This is a genomic window from Parasphingomonas halimpatiens, assembly GCF_036663795.1.
In the GTDB taxonomy this organism is placed as follows: domain Bacteria; phylum Pseudomonadota; class Alphaproteobacteria; order Sphingomonadales; family Sphingomonadaceae; genus Sphingomonas.
The window spans coordinates 86,715-104,632 of record NZ_JAXOJP010000004.1 but is presented as its reverse complement, the minus strand read 5'-3'; the positions used below and the strand labels follow the sequence as shown (position 1 = coordinate 104,632).

Annotated in this window: 17 protein-coding genes; 9 read left to right on the top strand and 8 right to left on the bottom strand. The window is 67.0% G+C overall.

Features of this window, described 5'->3' with window-relative positions; translation table 11 throughout:
* Positions 1-5: 5 nt before the first annotated feature.
* The 5 genes from U1839_RS05830 (at position 6) to U1839_RS05810 (ending at position 5,679) form a co-directional block, all read left to right on the top strand.
* Positions 6-2,189: a penicillin acylase family protein gene (locus U1839_RS05830; RefSeq protein ID WP_443030575.1), complete on the top strand. Its 2,184-nt coding sequence runs from the start codon at positions 6-8 to the stop codon at positions 2,187-2,189.
* A gap of 200 nt (positions 2,190-2,389) precedes the next feature.
* Complete coding sequence (locus U1839_RS05825) at positions 2,390-2,548, top strand: hypothetical protein (RefSeq protein WP_281126410.1); 159 nt, start codon at positions 2,390-2,392, stop codon at positions 2,546-2,548.
* Between the two features lie 105 nt (positions 2,549-2,653).
* A complete protein-coding gene (locus U1839_RS05820; protein WP_332802715.1) occupies positions 2,654-3,520 on the top strand; it encodes a Stf0 family sulfotransferase in 867 nt (288 codons plus the stop codon).
* 172 nt (positions 3,521-3,692) lie between these two features.
* A complete protein-coding gene (locus U1839_RS05815) occupies positions 3,693-4,343 on the top strand; it encodes a hypothetical protein (RefSeq protein WP_332802714.1) in 651 nt (216 codons plus the stop codon).
* 97 nt (positions 4,344-4,440) lie between these two features.
* Positions 4,441-5,679: a hypothetical protein gene (locus U1839_RS05810; protein ID WP_332802713.1), complete on the top strand. Its 1,239-nt coding sequence runs from the start codon at positions 4,441-4,443 to the stop codon at positions 5,677-5,679.
* Positions 5,680-5,739: 60 nt separating this feature from the next.
* Here the strand turns inward: U1839_RS05810 and U1839_RS05805 are convergent, their stop codons facing one another.
* The 3 genes from U1839_RS05805 to U1839_RS05795 are packed head-to-tail and all read right to left on the bottom strand — an operon-like array spanning position 5,740 to position 7,229.
* Entirely contained in the window at positions 5,740-6,225 is a 486-nt protein-coding gene (locus U1839_RS05805; RefSeq protein WP_332802712.1) for a hypothetical protein, read from the bottom strand.
* Entirely contained in the window at positions 6,209-7,054 is an 846-nt protein-coding gene (locus U1839_RS05800; RefSeq protein ID WP_332802711.1) for a hypothetical protein, read from the bottom strand. Before U1839_RS05800 ends, U1839_RS05805 begins: the two co-directional genes overlap by 17 nt.
* A gap of 1 nt (position 7,055) precedes the next feature.
* Positions 7,056-7,229 (bottom strand): hypothetical protein, encoded by a 174-nt coding sequence (locus U1839_RS05795; RefSeq protein WP_332802710.1) that lies wholly within the window; start codon positions 7,227-7,229, stop codon positions 7,056-7,058.
* Positions 7,230-7,339: 110 nt separating this feature from the next.
* On the opposite strand from U1839_RS05795, the gene U1839_RS05790 reads away from it, so the two are divergent.
* A complete protein-coding gene (locus tag U1839_RS05790; RefSeq protein ID WP_332802709.1) occupies positions 7,340-8,056 on the top strand; it encodes a sterol desaturase family protein in 717 nt (238 codons plus the stop codon).
* 3 nt (positions 8,057-8,059) lie between these two features.
* Here U1839_RS05790 and nhaA read toward each other — a convergent pair whose 3' ends face one another.
* From nhaA to U1839_RS05770, 4 genes are all read right to left on the bottom strand, one after another.
* Positions 8,060-9,232: a Na+/H+ antiporter NhaA gene (nhaA, locus tag U1839_RS05785; RefSeq protein ID WP_332802708.1), complete on the bottom strand. Its 1,173-nt coding sequence runs from the start codon at positions 9,230-9,232 to the stop codon at positions 8,060-8,062.
* A gap of 135 nt (positions 9,233-9,367) precedes the next feature.
* Positions 9,368-9,586, bottom strand: coding sequence for a hypothetical protein (locus U1839_RS05780; RefSeq protein ID WP_281126419.1), 219 nt, complete (start codon positions 9,584-9,586; stop codon positions 9,368-9,370).
* Positions 9,587-9,715: 129 nt separating this feature from the next.
* On the bottom strand, positions 9,716-9,925 hold the full coding sequence (locus tag U1839_RS05775; RefSeq protein ID WP_281126420.1) for a cold-shock protein: 210 nt from the start codon (positions 9,923-9,925) through the stop codon (positions 9,716-9,718).
* 190 nt (positions 9,926-10,115) lie between these two features.
* Positions 10,116-10,445 carry an antitoxin Xre/MbcA/ParS toxin-binding domain-containing protein gene (locus U1839_RS05770; RefSeq protein ID WP_332802707.1) on the bottom strand — a complete coding sequence of 110 codons (330 nt, stop codon included), beginning with the start codon at positions 10,443-10,445 and terminating at the stop codon, positions 10,116-10,118.
* 285 nt (positions 10,446-10,730) lie between these two features.
* Here U1839_RS05770 and U1839_RS05765 point away from each other — a divergent pair, with 285 nt between their 5' ends.
* The 3 genes from U1839_RS05765 (at position 10,731) to U1839_RS05755 (ending at position 13,992) form a co-directional block, all read left to right on the top strand.
* A complete protein-coding gene (locus tag U1839_RS05765) occupies positions 10,731-11,096 on the top strand; it encodes a response regulator (RefSeq protein ID WP_332802706.1) in 366 nt (121 codons plus the stop codon).
* Positions 11,097-11,237: 141 nt separating this feature from the next.
* The gene (locus U1839_RS05760; RefSeq protein WP_332802705.1) at positions 11,238-12,260 is read left to right on the top strand and encodes an MlaA family lipoprotein; all 1,023 of its coding nucleotides are present in this window, start codon (positions 11,238-11,240) and stop codon (positions 12,258-12,260) included.
* Positions 12,261-12,390: 130 nt separating this feature from the next.
* The gene (locus U1839_RS05755; protein ID WP_332802704.1) at positions 12,391-13,992 is read left to right on the top strand and encodes a hypothetical protein; all 1,602 of its coding nucleotides are present in this window, start codon (positions 12,391-12,393) and stop codon (positions 13,990-13,992) included.
* An 84-nt stretch (positions 13,993-14,076) separates the two neighbouring features.
* On the opposite strand, the gene U1839_RS05750 is transcribed toward U1839_RS05755, so the two are convergent.
* Positions 14,077-17,841: an autotransporter outer membrane beta-barrel domain-containing protein gene (locus U1839_RS05750; protein ID WP_332802703.1), complete on the bottom strand. Its 3,765-nt coding sequence runs from the start codon at positions 17,839-17,841 to the stop codon at positions 14,077-14,079.
* Positions 17,842-17,918: the final 77 nt, after the last annotated feature.

Here is a 17,918-nt window from a genome sequence, read left to right as displayed (position 1 = left end):
GTGCCATGGATAGCTGTCACCACGCCGCGCGCAAGCTGCTGCTCGCCCTTGCCCTCACCCTGCCTGCTGCCGCGCGCGCCGACGACATGCCGCGCTGGCGCGCAGAAGCGGCGCGGGTGACCATCACGCGCGACGATTGGGGCATCGCGCATGTCCATGGCAAGAGCGACGCCGATGCCGTGTTCGGCGCGATCTACGCCCAGGCCGAGGACGATTTCGGGCGGATCGAGGCCAATTACCTGACCGCGCTCGGCCGCACCGCCGAGGCCGAGGGGCCGGCTGCGATCTGGAACGATTTGCGCCAGCGGCTCTATGTCGAGCCGGACGAGCTCAAGGCACAGTATCGCGCCAGCCCGGTGTGGTTGCGCGGGCTGATGAATGCCTGGGCCGATGGGCTGAACTTTTATCTCGCCACGCACCCCGCCGTACACCCCAAGGTGCTGACACATTTCGAACCGTGGATGGCACTGTCCTTCACCGAAGGCAGCATCGGCGGTGACATCGAGCGCATCTCGACCGCCGACCTTGCGGCTTTTTACGGCGAGCACATCGCGCTCAGCGATGAGGAAAGCGGACGCCGTCCGCGTGAACCGCGCGGCTCCAACGGCATCGCCATCGCGCCGAAGAACACCGTCGACGGCCGCGCGCTGCTGCTGATCAACCCGCATACCAGCTTCTATTTCCGGTCCGAGCTGCAGATGACCAGCGACGCCGGGCTCAACGCCTATGGCGCCTCGACCTGGGGCCAATTCTTCATCTACCAGGGTTTCAACGAGCGCGCCGGCTGGATGCACACCTCGTCGGGCGTCGACAATGTCGACCAGTTCGCCGAGACGATCGTGCCGCTGGCCGATGGCAAACATGGCTATCGCTATGGTGCGGAGGTGCGCCCCGTGCGCGAGCGCACCATCACCATCGCCTTTCGCCAGCCCGACGGCACGCTGGGCCAGCGAACCTTCACCACCTGGCGTACGCATCACGGCCCGATCGTCGCCACGCGCGGCGCGCAGTGGATCGCCGAGAGCCTGATGTGGAAGCCGATCCCCGCGCTCGAACAAAGCTGGCTGCGCACCCGAGCGCACGATCTCGCTTCCTATCTGCAGGTCGCGGCGCGCCAGGCAAACTCGTCCAACGACACGCTGTTTGCCGACAGCAAGGGCGAGATCGCCTATCTCCACCCGCAATTCGTGCCGATCCGCAGCGACCGCTTCGACTATACCAAACCGGTCGATGGCAGCGACCCGGCGACCGACTGGCACGGGCTGCACGGCGTTGCCAGCCTGCCCAATGCGATCAACCCCGCGATCGGCTGGGCCAAAAACACCAATGACTCGCCGTGGCAGGCCGCCGGGCCGGACAGCCCCAAAGCGAAGGACTTTCCGCGCTATATGGACGTGGCCGGCCCCAATGCGCGCGGGACACATGCCGATCTGATGCTGACGGGGCGCCACGACTTCAACCCCGAGCGCCTGATCGCCGCCGCCTATGACAGCTATCTTCCCGCCTTCGCCGCGCTGATCCCGCAGCTAACCGCCGATTTCGACGCCTTGCCCGCGAACGACCCACGCCGTGCGCGGCTGGCCGGCCCGATCGCCTTGCTCAAGGCGTGGGATTATCGTTGGGGCGTTGCCTCGGAAGCGACCTCGCTCGCGGTCTTCTGGGGCGACGGGCTGTGGCAGGAGGTCGGCAATTTCGCCCGCGACGAGCGGATGAACGTGCCCGACTATATCCTGAAGCGTGCCGGCGCCGATTCGCGACTCGGCGCGCTCGAGGAGGCGGTGGCACGGCTGACGCGCGATTTCGGCGCGTGGCGCGTGCCTTGGGGGCGAATCAACCGCTTCCAGCGACTCGACGATTCGATCACCGCACGTTTCGACGATGCGCAACCGAGCATCCCGGTCGGCTTCACCTCGGCACAATGGGGCAGCCTCGCCTCGTTCGGCGCGCACGCCTATCCCAATACGAAGAACTATTATGGGACCAGCGGCAACAGTTTCGTGGCGGTGGTTGAATTCGGGCCACGACTTAGCGCCTGGGCCGTGACAGCGGGGGGTGAAAGCGGGAACCCGACGGCAAAACACTTCAACGATCAGGCACCGCGCTATGCTACCGGCGCGCTCCGCCCGGTCTATTTCTATCCCGAACAGTTACAAGGTCATACCGAACGGCGTTATCGCCCGGGCGAATAGTTGGCGATACACGCCGAGATGGTCCACGAACCACAGCCCCGCGCTCGGTCGGCGGCGTGTGGCAAGTTTTCCGGAAATGGACCGATGCGCGATGCCCATGCCGCAATGCACCATGAATCACGCCGCTTTGGATTGATACCCGATTAAGCTTGTGTTAGCGCAGACCGGTACAAGGGTGAACCGATTCAAGGGGACTGATCATGGCTTTCGACAAAGACGCTGGCATGACCGCGAATAATTCCGAATCGCCCATCGCCCGCGACGCTTGGGTGAAGCCGGAGATTCTCTCGTTCGAGCCGGTTGCGGCAGCGCAGGGCTCGGGCTCGCTTACCGGCGAAGCGCTCAATAACGCCAGCTGACACTGGACTGTTACATCGTGGTAGAATTGGGCTGGATGCTAGCGCATCCAGCCCTTTTTGTGATGAGACCTTCCGCGATTCGACGCCGTCGAAGCGAGCGCCAGCATGACGAGTGACGTCGCGACCTTTGAAGGCCGCAAACTCTATGATCTTGCGACCGCGCAACATGATTATCCCGCGTGGGACGGCGCGCCGCGCAAAACCGTCCTGATCTGTACGCACCAGCGTTCGGGCAGCACCTTGCTTGGTGAGGCGATCCATTTCGCCGACGGCCTTGGCTGTCCGCTCGAATATTTCCATGGCGGTTTTCGCCCCTCGCTCGCCGATCGCTGGGGCACGCCCGATCTTGAGAGCTACACCCGCGCCGTTACCAGATTCCGCACGGACCCGAGCGGCACGCTGTCGGTCAAGATCTTCTGGCGCGACATGGTCGAACTCGCGAACGAACTGGACCCCATAGGATTTCCCGACCTGGCCGATCGCTCGCCGGCCGATACCGACCCCGAAACCTATCGTGGTCTTGCCGCATTGCTTGCGCCGATCTTCCCGGCACCAACCTACGTCCATCTGGCGCGCCGCGACCGGTTGCGGCAGGCGATCTCCGCCGTGGCGGCGAGCGAATCGGGGCTTTGGCGATCGATACCCAATGTCGGCGAGCAGGAACCGCGCGCCGAACCGCAGTTCGACCTCGACCGAATCGAGCGATTGATCGGCTATTCCGACTATTGCCATGGCCATTGGGACAATTTCTTTGCCGCGCTCGGGGTCGCGCCGCACCGCGTTACCTATGAGCAACTGGCAGCGGATTATCAGCTTACCGTCGCCAATGTGCTGCTTTATCTCGGCAGTGACGCGCCGCCGCCGCCGGTGCGCATGCGTCGCCAAGCCACCGACCGCAATGAAGCGGTCGTGATGCGGTATCTGCGGGAACGGGCGGCGCGCGCGGCCACGGTCCACGCGACCGAATCATGAAGCGCAACGCTATTTCATAGGCTTGCAGTTTTGCCTGTGATGCGCTCGCGAGGCGCACGATAGAGCGATGCGGTAGCGTTTCGATGGTTCGTTCAAAGTCGCTGGCGAGCCGAGGATTTCGGTTGAGCGCGCATGCTTGCCGGTTTGGGCCAGGGCAGCGCTTGTCGCCGGCATGGCCGCGATCGGCCCGCCGTGGCGCGAGCGCTTTTGGCCTGCCTTGCGCCAATTGGCCTGTCGCTCACGTCGATTGACCGCCCCGGCGATATTATGGCACATTAAATGCCAATTTATTGCAGTGTGCGTTATGGGAGTCGGGCATCGTGGCGCCAGTGTTGCCGACGATCGGTTTCGCGAGTTTCGCGCTATGAGCGCATTCCTGCCGCCGAGCACCAACGAGCAATATCGAGGCTCCCGCTTTGCAGCATGGTTCCTCGCGCTTTACGGCCTTGGCTGGATCATTCCGGGGATGATCCACAGCTTCCTTCCTGACGGCGGCGCGGGCGTGATCGCTGGGCTCGATCTCAGTCACAATCGGAACATGATTATCGGCATGTTCGCATGGGCCGGCGCGACGCAGATCGCGCATGGGACCGTGACGCTGATCATCGCCCTCCGCTACCGCGCGCTCGTGCCGCTCTTTCTGCTGGTGGGGCTGGTCGAGCGAGCGTTGCTCAGCTGGTCGGCCTGGGTGCGCAATGATCCGCCGTCCGGGCACCATCCGCCCGAACATTATGGCAGCCTGATCTTGCTGCCGCTGATCATGATCTTCCTCCGGCTCGCGCTTAAGCAGTCGCGCCCGACCGAGGCCGGAGACCTGCGCTGAACGCGCTGACGCGACGCGACGTTCGCGCAATAGTGACTCAAGAGGCACGTGTCGGCAGGGCCTCCGCCGGGCTCGCCGGCGCAGAGCAAGGCACAGCATGAGCGGCTATTGGCCCGGACCGTGGCCGGCCGAAGACGGCGGACCACAAAGGCTGGCGATTCCGGCACAGGGCGCGGGCTTCGCCGTCACGCCCGGCGAGCGGCTCGCCGTTACGACCCGCCGCACCATGATGTCGACGATGACGGTGCTCGGCGACCCCGGCGAGGTTTATCTGCTGACCCATTCGGCGCTGCGCGCGCGGATCGGTCTTTCGACGACGGCGCGGGTCGAACGGATCGATCCGCTGACGCTCAAGACCATCGCGCGATCGGCAAGGTTGCCCGGCGGACCGATGTGGCCCGGCGGTGTCGCCGTGCACGGCAATGGCGATCTTTATGTGGTTTACGGCCGCTGGGCGCATCGGCTCGACCGACATTGCCGGCTGAAGGGCTCGTTCGAGCTTCCCCACGACATGCCCTATAATTCCTTCGTCGTGCTCGACAACGGATTGCTCGTCACCAAGAACCTGTCGGACAGGGTGTGCGCGCGACTGACGGTCATCGATCCCGAAACGATGACCGCGGTGTGCGCCGGGGTCGAATGCCGGGAGCCGTCGATCGCGCGGCTGAGCGCCATCGGCGACCAGGTCTATGTCGTCGGCACGCGCTCGATCTTTCGCTATCGCTGGACCGGCCGGACGCTGGAGATCGATCCCGCGTGGCGCTTCGATTACACGAGCGGGACGCGGCAAAGCTATGGCTGGGACGTCGTGATCGATGGCGCCAATGCCTGGTTTATGGACAATGGCCGTCATCGCTACCGCACGAGCATGATCGGGCGCGGCGTCGTGCCCACGCCCAACCGGCTGATCCGCGTGTCGATGACCGACGCGGCAGATCATGACGCGATCGAGATCAGCGGCATTGCCGGCGGGAGCATCACCAATCCGCCGCTGGTCGATCATGCCAGGCAGATCGTCGTCGGTTACGACTCGGCCAATCGCGTCATGGCAGCGTGGCGGTTTGCCGACGGCCTCACCCCGCTGTGGCGCAAGGAGGGCATCGGCGCTGCAAGCCACATGCTGCTCGACCCTGGATCCGGCCAGATCGTCACCAACGACTTTGCCCGGAATACGGGCGAAGTCGTGGTCGTGCTCGATATCGCGACCGGCGCCGAACTGGCGCGCGCGGCGGTCGGCGGGCTGACGCAAGGCGTCGTCTTCCCCTCGATCGGCTGGGCGCGCGACATCTATTGGTGCTCGATGGGGAAACTCGCGCGAATCTTCATTGCCGATTGAGCACCGCGTTTCACGGCGCAGGCGGTACATGGCCGCGTCGCGTCGCGGCGATAGCCCCGCTCACCGCGCCGTCGTCATCGTCACCCGCAGGTCCGCCAGCCGCGGTAAAGCGGTCCCACACGCCGGGCGGCGCGCCACCATGATCACCGCCGGGCGCGCGGTGGCGATGCCGATCGCGGCGAGCTGGTGCTGGACGAACGCCTCGAGCGTCTTGCGCCGTCCCGGCGGCGTCGCCGACAGCGTGCCGCGATACAGATAGAAAGGTCGCCCGACGTCGCGCGCGACCTCTGCAAAGACGCGGTCGAAGCCCGCGCCGCCATCACCGTCGCGCAACTGCATCACGCAATCGCCCTTCGTCGCGGTCACCACGGCGCCGATAGGGCGGCGCTCGATCGTCGTTGTAAAGCCCGCAGTGCGCGCGCGCGCGTCGAGCGTCGCGACAAGCGTGGCATCATCGGTCGGCTTGAGGTGCCCGCGCACGGCGAATTTCACGCCAAGCGACAGCAGCAGCAGCAGGGCGAACGCGACGCTACGCACGTTCGTCACGCAGCAGCAGCAGGCCGGCCGCGATCACCAGTCCCGCCGCGACAAGGCTTGCCCAGCCGAACAGCTGCGCGCCGCCACCGACATGCAGCCAGTCGAACGACCCGTGATAATGCGCGATCGCCGCGAGCCGCACGCCGTTGACCAGCACCATTGTCGCCATCGCCGCGCCGCACAGCCCGATCAGCCGGGGTGTCACGCGAAAGCCGAGCAGCTGCGTCAGACTCGCCCACAGGATCACCGCCAACGAGACATTATGCACCGACGAGCATGGCACGGCGATGGCGAACAACCCGTCATGGCCGGTAAAGCGCACCGTCGTACCGCTCGACTCGACGCCGGCGAGCATCGCGACGAAGCGCGCGTCGAGCGTCAGCAGCGCCGGGCCCGCAAAGACGAGCAGCAGCTGCCCGACGACCAGCATGCCGCTCAGCGCGAACAGGATGACGGCGATCGGTCGCGCTCGCGGGTCGTCGCGGCGGGCGAGATACAGCGCGCAGATCAATACGCCGACCGCGCCGGCGCGGGCGCTGGGCCATAGCGCCAGCGAAACCACGAGCGCGGCGAGCCATCGATCGGCCGGACGTGCTTGCACCGCTGCGTCTGCGGTTGGCGTCGCACGCGACAGGGTCACCACGGCGTAGAGCGCGAACCAGTACACCGCGCTGACCCCGCTAAGGTCGAGCAACGCGCCGCGCCAGCCGAATCCCTCGAACGAGGCAAAGATCGTCGTCGACACGCCATTGATCGCGGCGAGCACTGCCGCGAAGGCGAGCAACCGGATCGGGTCGGCCGGCAGCGCCTGACGCGCTGCCGTCGCGACGGTCGTCACATCAGCGGTCGAGACGACGCTTCAGCGCGCGATAGCCAATCGCCACCACGGCGAAGGCGCCGATGCCCAGGCCGGCGATCGGGGCGGGGGTGATGGGCGCGCCAGCAAAGGCCGGCGTTGCGGCGAAGCCGATCAGGAGCGTGGTGGCGATGGTATAGAAACGTGCGGTCGTCATGATCTGCGCTCCCTTGACGGATACAGCCCGCCAGCATCGACGTATCGACGCCGTCGCCGCGAATGTAAACGGCCATTGGCAGGCGCGGCGGAATCGGCAACGGTGGCGTTGTGTCCTCTGTCGGTTTCCTTGCGGTGCTGATCGCGCTGTTCGCTCTGCTCGCGCTCGCCGAGGCGCGCTGGGCGGCCCGCCTCGGGCAGGACATTTCAGACCGGCGGCTCGCGTTCAATTTCTCGATCGGGCTGGTCAATCTGACGCTCGGCTCGATCTTGCCGATATCCGCCGTGGCGACCGCTGTCGTTGCCGAGCGGCACGGCTGGGGGCTGCTCGGTTTGCGTGCGGTGCCGCTGCCGCTTGCCGTGCTGGCGATGTACCTCGCACACAGCCTGGCCAATTACGGCCTGCACCGGGCGTCGCACCGCTTTGCGCTGCTTTGGCGTTTCCACCGCCTGCACCATGGCGATCGCGCGCTCGACCTGTCGACCGCGCTGCGCAACCACCCGGTCGAATTGGTGCTCGGCTTATTCGTCGCCAGCGGCACGGTGCTGCTGCTGGGTGTCTCGCCCATCGCGGTGGCGATAGCCGATACCATCCTGTTCGCGCAGAACATGTGTACCCACGTCAATGTCCGCTTGCCGGCCGAGCTGTCGCGGCGGCTCGAATGGGTCTTCGTCACCCCCGGCGCGCACTGCGTGCATCATTCCGACGAGCGCGCGCTGACCGACAGCAACTATGGCGAGAGCGTGTCGTGGTGGGACCGGTTGTTCGGCACATGGCGCGGCACGCAGCCGGTAGCACGGATCGGACTGGATACCGGCGCGCGGTAAGGTTCAGCGCGCCGGGCGCGCGACCCAGCGCAGCACCGCATACCCCGCGAGCGCCGACAGGCCCGATCCGATCAGCACGCCGATCTTGACCGCATTCATCTGCGCATCGTCGGCAAAGGCGAGCCCGCCGATGAACAGGCTCATCGTGAAGCCGATTCCCGCGAGCAGCAGCACGCCGTAAAGCTGCGTCCAGCTGACGCCGCGCGGGCGCGGCGCAATGCCGAACCGGTCGGCCAGCGCGATCCCGCCGAGCATCCCGGCCTGCTTGCCGACGAACAGTCCGGCGGCGACCGCGACAACCAGCGGCTCGCCCAGCGCATGCAGGCCGAGCCCAGCGAGCGACACCCCGGCATTGGCCAGCGCAAACAAGGGCACGATGGCGAAGGCGACCCACGGGCTCAGCGCATGTTCGAGCCGGTGGAGCGGCGAGGTCTTCTCGTCCGCGCCGACCGGGATCAGCGTGGCGGCCAGCACCCCGGCGACGGTTGCATGCACCCCCGACAGCAACAGCAACCACCACAACAGCGCGAAGCAGAGCAGATAGGGCGTCAGCGCGGTCACGCCGCGCCGGCCGAGCGCCCACATCACCGCCAGCATGCCGGTCGCGGCAAGCAACGCGCCCCCATCGAGCCCCTTGCTGTAGACCAGCGCGATGATCGCCACCGCGCCCATATCGTCGACGATCGCGACGGTGGTGAGGAAGAGTTTGAGCTGCGTGGGCACGCGCTTGCCGAGCAGCGCCAGCACGCCGACCGCAAAGGCGATGTCAGTCGCCGCAGGAATTGCCCAGCCGCCGCGCAGCGCCGGATGGTCCCAGGTCACGGCGAGATAGACCAGGGCCGGCGCCGCCATCCCTGCCGCGGCGGTGAGCAGCGGCAACCGGCGGTCGGCCGGGCGCGACAGTTCGCCGGCGACGATCTCGCGCTTGATCTCCAGTCCGACGAGCAGGAAGAAAATCGCCATCAGGCCGTCGTTGATCCACAGATGGACGGTCATCGGCCCAACCGCCGGCGCGAGCGTTGGGCCGGTCACGGCGTGCAGCAGGTGGAAATAATCCACGGCGAGCGGCGAGTTGGCGGCGAGCATCGCCAGCGCGGCGGCGGCGATCAGGACGATTCCGCCGGCGGCTTCGTCGGCGAGGAAACGGCGCAGGGCGGAGCGGGTACGGCGCATCATGCCTATTGGCACCAATCTGCCGCGCGCGTCACCTCGCTTCGCAACCAAATGCTGGGAATGGTTCCGAAATCGTGGCGGGCGAGGGAATCCGGGGTCAGTGCAGCGCCACTCCCGGCGGCGCGCACCGAGCGGGTATCAGGAAGCGGTGGCGAGCGGGGCTTGGCCGTCGACGCGCGGCACGACCCGGCTTTCGCGTTCGATCCGCGCCTTGGCGGTGCGCTCCTGGCGGTCAGCGATTTCTTCCCACGCCTGGGCGGCGCGCTCGCAGCGTGCCTTGACATTGTCGAGCGTCGAGGCGGCGCCGATGGCGCGCTCGGCGGCGGCGCGGGCGCGGCTGATGTCCGGTGTGTCCATAAGGGAGGCTCCTTCCGGTCTGAAGCGTGGTGGTCGACAGGCATTTCCCCGCGATCGACGATGCCAGAGCGCGGGGTAAAGGGTAGAAGGCGGCGCGGGCCCGAGGACCCACGCCGCCGCAATCCGATATTATTCGGCGTGCTGCAGGTTGACGGCGCTCATCTTGCCGCGCTTGTCCTGCTCCAACTCGTACGACACGCGGTCGTTCTGGGCCAGCGGGCCCATGCCCGAACGCTCGAGCGAAGAGATGTGCACGAAGGCGTCGTTCCCGCCGCCATCCGGCGAGATGAAGCCGAAGCCCTTTTCGGTGTTGAAGAATTTGACGGTGCCGATGGTCATGATGATTTCCTTCTTTCTGGGGGGACGCCCGAACGCCGGACGGCCCGGTGCCGTGGCAGCAGGGAAAGAAGGAGAAAGGAGCCGCAAAGCGCCGAAGACCGTCGATATGCGACTGAAGCATGCCCTATATAGCAGTTCGCGCGGAAATTGTAACCCACGCGGCATTTCACCACCGCGCGGGTCGTGCCGGCTACTTCGCCGCGAGCAGCGCCTCGACTGCCGCGAGGCCTTCGTCGCTTGCCACCGCGAGGTCGAGCGGGCGCCCGCCGAGCTTGGGGTGATCGTTGTTGAGGAACGCCGTCGCCGCGCCGGGCGCGGTCAGCATCTTGAGCGCGAGCTTGACCACCAGGCCCTGGCGCTCGGCGGCACGCGGGGTCAGCTTGACGCCGATGAAGCGGTTGCGTGGGCTTTCCGGCAATGGGCGCGGCGCGACGGTGACGACGGTCGGCTCGACCGGCTCATGCGGCTGGATCGCGGCGCGAACACGCTCGCTGGCTTTTCCGCCGCGGCTCAGACGCATCGGTCGATCCGGCAAAGGTCGCGATAGGGGCGGGTCATGCGCGCAACTCCGACTCGTAAGCGGGAGCACGCGTCTCTCAGCCGTCGACGCTTACATGCAGACTGTCGACGATCCGCGCATCCTAGGCGATCCGGGCCCGAATGGAAAGCGTAGCGTCTCCCGCGCGGCCCCGGCCCGGCTGTCGCAACCATCGCGGCGCCGGGGGGTTGTAGCCCGATCGATGACCAAGCCCTGCGCGTCACCGGCTGAGAGACACCGCGCTCCCGCTCGATCCCGGGAGCCGCCATGTCCCCTCTTCACATCCTGATCGTCGAGGACGAGGCGATCATCGCGCTCGGCCTCGAACTTGCCGCGCTCGATCTCGGCGCGATCGTCGCCGGCTCGGTCGGCAGCGCGGCGGCGGCGATGCAACTGCTCGACAGCACGCGGATCGATGCCGCGATCCTCGATGCCAATCTCGAGGACGGCGAGGCCAGCCCCGTCGCCGAACGGCTGATGGCGCAGTCGACCCCGTTCATCTTCCACTCCGCGACCGGCATCCCGGCTGCCTTGCGTGCCGGCTATCCCGACCTGACGATCGTGCGCAAGCCGGCCCGGCCCGAATGGGTGCTGTCGCGACTGCTTCAGGAAATCGCCGGTGCACGGCACTGACGCGCCGCGCTTTCGCGCCGGCTACGGGATTCACCGCTTGCGTTGGGCCGGTGATCGACACATCCATGTAACAAATCTCCGAACGAGACGGCGTGGCGTGCGGTGGTCGCGTCACGGGCTGGTGACAGAAGAGGCGGCGACGTGAGCGTGCTGACAATTCCCCATGCGATGCTGCTGGCGATGGCGCCGCTGCCGGCGGGCGCCGTGCCGATGGTCGTCGCGGACACGCAGGTAGCGCCGGCCGGGCAGCCGGTCCCGGCCGCCACGCCCCAGCAGACCGTCGATGCGCCAGCCTCGCCCGTACAGACGACCCCGCCGACGCCGAGGCCTGCCGACCCCGACAATCCCGAAAACGACGTCGTCGTTACCGCGCCGAAGCGTCCGCTGGCGCCAGACCCCTTTTCGAAGATCAACGAGGCCGGCTTTGCCGTCACCGACGCGGTCGACAAGGCATTCATCGGCCCGGTCGCGCTGGCCTATAAGCACAATGTGCCGGAGCAGATGCGCAGCGGCGTCCACAATTTCCTGTACAATCTGCGCGAGCCGGTCGTGTTCGTGAACTTCCTGCTCCAGCTCAAGATCGGCAAGGCGGTCGAGACGGTCGGCCGTTTCACGATCAATTCGACCGTCGGCGTCGCGGGGGTGATGGACATCGCCCGGCGCAAGCCGTTCCACTGGCGGCGGCGCGGCAACGGCTTTGCCGATACGCTCGGCTTTTACGGCGTGCCCAACGGCCCGTTCATGTTCCTGCCGATCGTCGGCCCGACCACGGTGCGCGACCTGTTTGGCGGGTTCGTCGATCGCCTGATCCTGCCGTTCGGCGTCGGCGCGCCGTTCAACAGCCTTACCTTCGGCGCGCCTTCCGGCGTGCTCGGCGCGCTCGATCACCGCGCGGATTTCGACGCGGAACTGCACATCCTGCACGACAATGTGCCCAGCCCCTATGAATCGTCGCGCGACTTCTACCTGCGTCGCCGCCAGGCCGAGATCGATTATCTCAAGGGCAGGACGACGATGGAGGCCGCGCCAATGTCGGAAAATCCGCTCGGTTACATCGCGCCGTCGCGGCCCGCGCCGACGGTCGCCCCGCCCGTCGGGCCGACGCTGCCCGCGCCAGGTACAGCCGCCCCGGTGGCGCCGGCCGAGTCCGCGCCAAGGCCCTAGCATCGCCCCCCAGATCCATCCGCTTCGCTATTGTTAATTGCCGCCGATGCGGCACTCTTCTGCCCTGAAAGCTCGTCCGGCGCGCGTCGCCGGCGGGTGCTGCGGGGGCGCGGCACAGGGGAGACGGATCATGACATCACGCCTGCACCATGACGGTGGTCGCGCCATGGCCACGCTGCTTGGCCTGTCGCTCGCCATGACCGGGCTCGCCGGCTGCAAGCCCGGTGCGCCGTCCGGCAACACCATTGCGGTGCAGACCCCGGTCGCCAATCCCTGCGGCACCTTCGCGCCGACCCAGACGCCGGTGCTGCCGGTCAACCCCGGCGGCAGCCAGACCGAGGTCGATTGCGCCGCCTGGGGTGCGTTCATCGCGCTCAACTGGCGCGCAGACCCTGCCAAACCCGGCTTCCCCGATCCTGCCGCGAGCTGGGACAGCTTCGGCACGCCGCGCGACACCCGCCCGATGGTATGGGAAAGCTATCTCGAGGCCGCCAATGTGTTCGGCGACAAGGCGCCGCTCAAGGGTCTCTGGCAGGCGAAGCGACCGGCGATCAAGCCGCTCAGCCGCATCTCGAAGCTCGGCAGCCTCGATTTGTCGGACATCGCCCAGGCCGGCGGCGGCGCGCATTGGCTGACCAACCAGCGCGGCGACGTTACCTATTACGAAGTGCTGATGAACCAGGACGAGTTCGAGTTCATCACGCAGGCCGGGTTTGACCTGACCACCGCCGCCGGCCAACTCGCCTGCGCGACGCAACCCGGCAAGCCGGTTTCTGATGGCGGCAAGCCGATCAAGCCGCGTTACCCCAAGGGCACGGTACTGCGCGGCGGGATCAACTTCCCCGCCGGCGAAGCCAATGGCTGGGACGATACCGACTGCACCGGCAGCACGCATGCGTTCGGCCAGGGCGTCGGCGCGATCGAGATCAAGGCGTCATGGACGCCGCTGCCGGCCGACCATAAACTCGATTATCGCTACAAGACCGCCCAGGCCGAGATCCTCGACCCGACCACCAAGAAGGTCCGCACCGTCACCGTCGGGCTGACCGGGCTGCACATCATCCGCAAGCGCTTCCCGCGCCTGCCCTGGGTGTGGGCGACCTTCGAGCAGATCGACAACAGCCCCGATGAGGCAAGCGGCGGCGGCTACAGCGCGCCGACATTGCCAGCCAATGCCAACCAGCAGCCCACGCCGGGCTACACCTTCTTCAACGCGGGCTGCACCGCGGGCAAGGACCCGGCCTATGGCTGCAAGCACAATGCCCCGCCGACGCCCTGCACCAAGCCCGGCGTGGCGTGCGACCCATATAACGCGCCGATGCAGATCACGCGCATCAACCCCGTCGGCACCACCGCCAACGGCGTCACCGCCTTTGTCTGGGGTATGCTGCCGGCCAAATCGGTGTTCAATTACTACCGGCTGGTCGATGTCCAATGGCCGCAGACCGGCATCGCCGACCCGACGCCTGGCCCGGGGCTCAAGGTGCCGCTGACGATGGGCAATCCGATGCCCAAGGGCAATGCCGGCGGCCCGACGCAGATCGTCGCCAACACCACGATGGAAAGCTTCCAGCAGACCTCGAACAGCTGCATGGACTGCCACGTCTTCGCCTCGATCGCGACAGCGCCTGCGGCGCACGGACTGCGCAAGGTGACCAAGCCGGGGGCGGGCGCGCCGGCGGCCTATGCGGCGGACTATTCGTTCCTCTTCCTTGCCGAGACCAAGCGCTAGACGCCGGTCCTGCGCCGCCACAAAAAGTCATGGGCCGCTTCTTGCGAAGTGACCCATGTCTCGTGATGCGATGTTACGACGACATCAGAAGCGGAAGCGGACGCCGGCGCGGCCGCCATAGCCCTCATAATCGCCGCCATTGGCATAACGGCCTTCGAAGAAGCCGCTGATCTTGCCCTGCTGCGACCCGATGTTCACGCCCAGCGTGCCTTCGCCATAATCGCGCAGCCGCTGGTTGGCGAAGGTCACGACCTGGCCGCCGCTGGTGAAGACGACCTGGTCCTGGCCCTTGAACTCATGAACATAGTTGCCGCCGCCATAGAAGGTCACCTTGGCGGTGCCGATCTCGCGGGTGTAGCCCAGCCGCGCGCCGCCCCGGCCACGAACGCCGTCCTGGTCGTTGAAGTTGAAGGTTCCCGACGACACCGCGAAATCATGGAAGTCGGAGTGGGTGTAGGACACGCTCGCCGCCGGCTCGATCCACAGGCTGTTGCCGAAGCGGAAGCCGGCCTCGGCCTTGCCGCCATAGACCGAACCCTTCAGCTTCTGCGTGTAGCGACCCGAGACGCTGACATTGTCGCCCCAATAATAGTCGTACTTGCCCAGCGCGTTGATGAAGAAGATCCCGGCATTGTAGCTGGCATAGACCCCGCCATTGACCGCGTCGAAGTTGATCCGGTCGGGCGAGTTGGCGAAGCTCAGGTCGGAATTGAGATAGCCGCCGGTGATGCCGAACGCGAACGCCCCGCTCCCCGCCGGACCACCAAAGTCGATTCCCATCTGACCGCCGAAATAATCCTGCTTATAGCCCATGTTGACCGGCGTGGTGACGCCGTTGAAGGCAAAGCTGCGGCTTCCGGTGCGCTGCTCAACCTGGCCGATTGCCTGGCCCCAGACGCGACCGCCGGCACCGCCCGGACCATTGGCCGCGACGTTGTCACGCAGTTCGCGCATATGGGCCGACCAGGCATCGCCCGACTGCAGCCACAAATTGCGCGCCCCTTCGGCGAACAACGCGGTGCGGTAGACGCCGGCACCCGGCGTGCCGACCAGGCTGAAGGCGAAGGTCGTCGGGTTGTAGACGATGCCGTACTGGATCAGCCCCTGGTCGACATTCGCGCCGTTGAGCGTGAAGGCCGAGGCGGTCGAGGCGGCGCCCGCCTGCACCAGCACCGTGCCCGCGCTGGTGCTGAGCACCGCCGGCGTGGTGTTGAGCGGGGTGATCGACACGACAGTCGCGCCGGTCGCCGCGCCGCCGATGCGCAGCTGGTCGCCGGTGAAGGTCGCGCTGCCGAGGTTGACGTCGAGCCCGAGCTGCGCCGTACCGCTGCCGGTATAGCTGCCCGGCAGGACCAGCACGTCGCCGACATGGCCGTTGCGCAGATCGACCAGGCCGCTGTTGTTGAACGCCTCCAGCCCGGTCAGCGTGACCGTGCCCGCCGTCGTCGCGGTGCCGAGGACACGTAGCGTGCCGCTGTTGTTGAACAGATCGTTGCCGGCGCCGAAATCGCTGCTGCTGTTGGCGTTGAAGGTGCCGCTGTTGTTCAGCGTGTCGCCATTGGCGGTCAGCAGGATGCGGCCGGTGATCGTGCCGCTATTGGCGATGGTCGCCGCGCCGCCGGTGATGGCGAGCGCGTAGTTGGCGCCATTGATGGTGCCGGCGTTGGTCACCGTCGTGCCGGTGCCCGAGACGATCGTCGCACCATTGTTGGTGCCGGCGAGCGTGCCCGAGGTGAGCGTGAGGTTGGCGGTGGTTGCCGCCGCGATGTTCGCGCCGTCGAGGCTGACCGAGTTGTTGGTGCCGCTCAGCGTGACGCCGACCGATCCGCCGGTGCTGGTCGCCGAGATAGCGTTGGCGTTGATGCCCGTGGTGGTCACGCCCGTTGCCGCGACGGTGACCGCGCCGCCGCCGTTGGCGACGATGCCGCGGCTGTTGGCGCCGGTCGTGGCGACCTGCCCGCCGCTGATGGCGATGCTGCCGGTCGTCGCGACGTTGATGCCATCGCTATTGGCGCCGGTGGTGGTGATCGTCCCCGTATTGGCGACGGTCACCGGGCCAGTGCCGGTGACGAGCACCGCCGTGCCCACCCCCGTCGTCGCCGCGCCGGCCAGCGTGGCGTTGATCGTGCCGGCACCGCCGGTGATGCGCAGCGCGTTCGCGCCATTGGCTGTCTGCTTGCCACCGGTGAAGGTGACCGCGCCGGTCGTGTTGACGACCGTGCCGGTCGCGCCGGCCTCGGTCGCGGTGACCGCGCCGGTCGTCAGCGTAACGGCATTGGTGCCGGCATTGACGATCACACCGTTGCCCGTCGTCGCGACGGTGCCGATGGTCAGGTTGACCGGTGCGGTCGAGGTGATGATCGCGCCCTGCGCGCCCAGCCCGGTCGTCGTGACATTGCCGAGATTGCCGGTGACGCCCGCGCCGGTGATGATCGCCGCGGTCGTGCCGGCGCCATTGGTGCGCAGCGTCGCGCCGCTGCCGCGCAGGTTGATCGTGCCAGTCGAGGCGAGGTCGAGCGCGCTGGCGCTGTTACCACCGACCGCGATACCCGAGGTCGTGATGTTGCCGTAACCCGCGTCGATCGCGCCCGTCCCGGCGCGGCTGAACAGGCCGGTCGCGCCGTTGCCCGTGGTGGTGATCACCCCGGCATTGGTCGTCACCGTGCCGGTGCCACCGGTGTTGGCGGTGACACCATAGGATCCGAGGCCCGACGTCGTCGCCGAGGTGATGTTGACGACCATGTTGCCGCCGGCGGACGTGGCGAACACGCCATTGCTGTTCCCGCCGGTGGTGGAAAGCGCCCCGCAATTGATCGTTACCGATCCCGTGCCCTGGGTCTGGGCGAAGATGGCGGTGGCATTGTCGCCGGTGGTGCTGACACTGGGGCAACCGCCGATGTCCGCCGAGCCGGTCGCATTGAAGACCTGCGCAAAGATGCCGTTGTTGTTGGTGCTCGTGACCGCACCCGTCTTGATGACGGCGGAACCAGTTGCGCCCAGAATGTTCGCCCCGACACCTGCGCCGTTGACCGAATTCACCGCGCCGGTCGTGACCGTTGCGTCGCCGCTGAAGGTTTGCGCAATGACGCCGTAACCGCCGGGGGTCGTGCCGCCATTGGTAGAGGTGGTGACGTTGCCGGCCGTGATCGACACCGTGCCGCCATTGGCGAGGATACCGCGGTCGCCGGTCACGAGATTGCCGACGACGGTGGTGTTGCTGCCGTTGGTGACCGAGTTGGTGCGGATGCCGCGGCCGGTCGAGGTGATGTCGCCCGCGACGATCGAGATGTTGCCGGTCTGGTTGCCCGCGTCAATCGCCGTGCTGCCCGCGCCGGTCGTCGTGATGTTGCCGGTGCGCAGCGTCAGGTCGCCGCCCGCGGTTGACAGCACACCGAACGAATTGGTGCCGCTGGTGGCAATGTTGCCGACCGTGACAGTGGCCGCCTGGCCGAGGGTGTTGAGCGTCAGCGCGTTGGCGGCGTTGCCGCCGGTCGTGGCGATGTTCAGCGCCGCGCCGCTGCCGGCGGGGGTGAAGCTCAGCGCGCCGCCGGTGGAGGTCATGGTGACCGCGCGTACGCCGGTCGTCGCGATCGTGCCGGTCGCGCTATAGGTCGTCGCCGCCGGGCCCGTCGTATCGACGGTGACCAGGCCTGCGCCGGGGACGGTCGCGTTGCTCGGCGTCGTCGTCGCGGTCAGCACCGTAGCGGCGCCATCGACGCAGGTGATGGTGGTGCCGGCCTGCGAACAGGTCGTCGCCTGGGCGGCGGCGCTGCCCGGCAGAAGGAAGATCGCTGCTGCGGTCGAGACGCTGCCGAGCAGCATCGCGCGTCGAATCGTCGAGTTAGTCATCGTTGAATTTCCCTGTCGTGGCTGCGCGCGCGGAGGCGCGCGGCTGCCTTATGGTGGCTTTCGCCGAGGTTGAGATG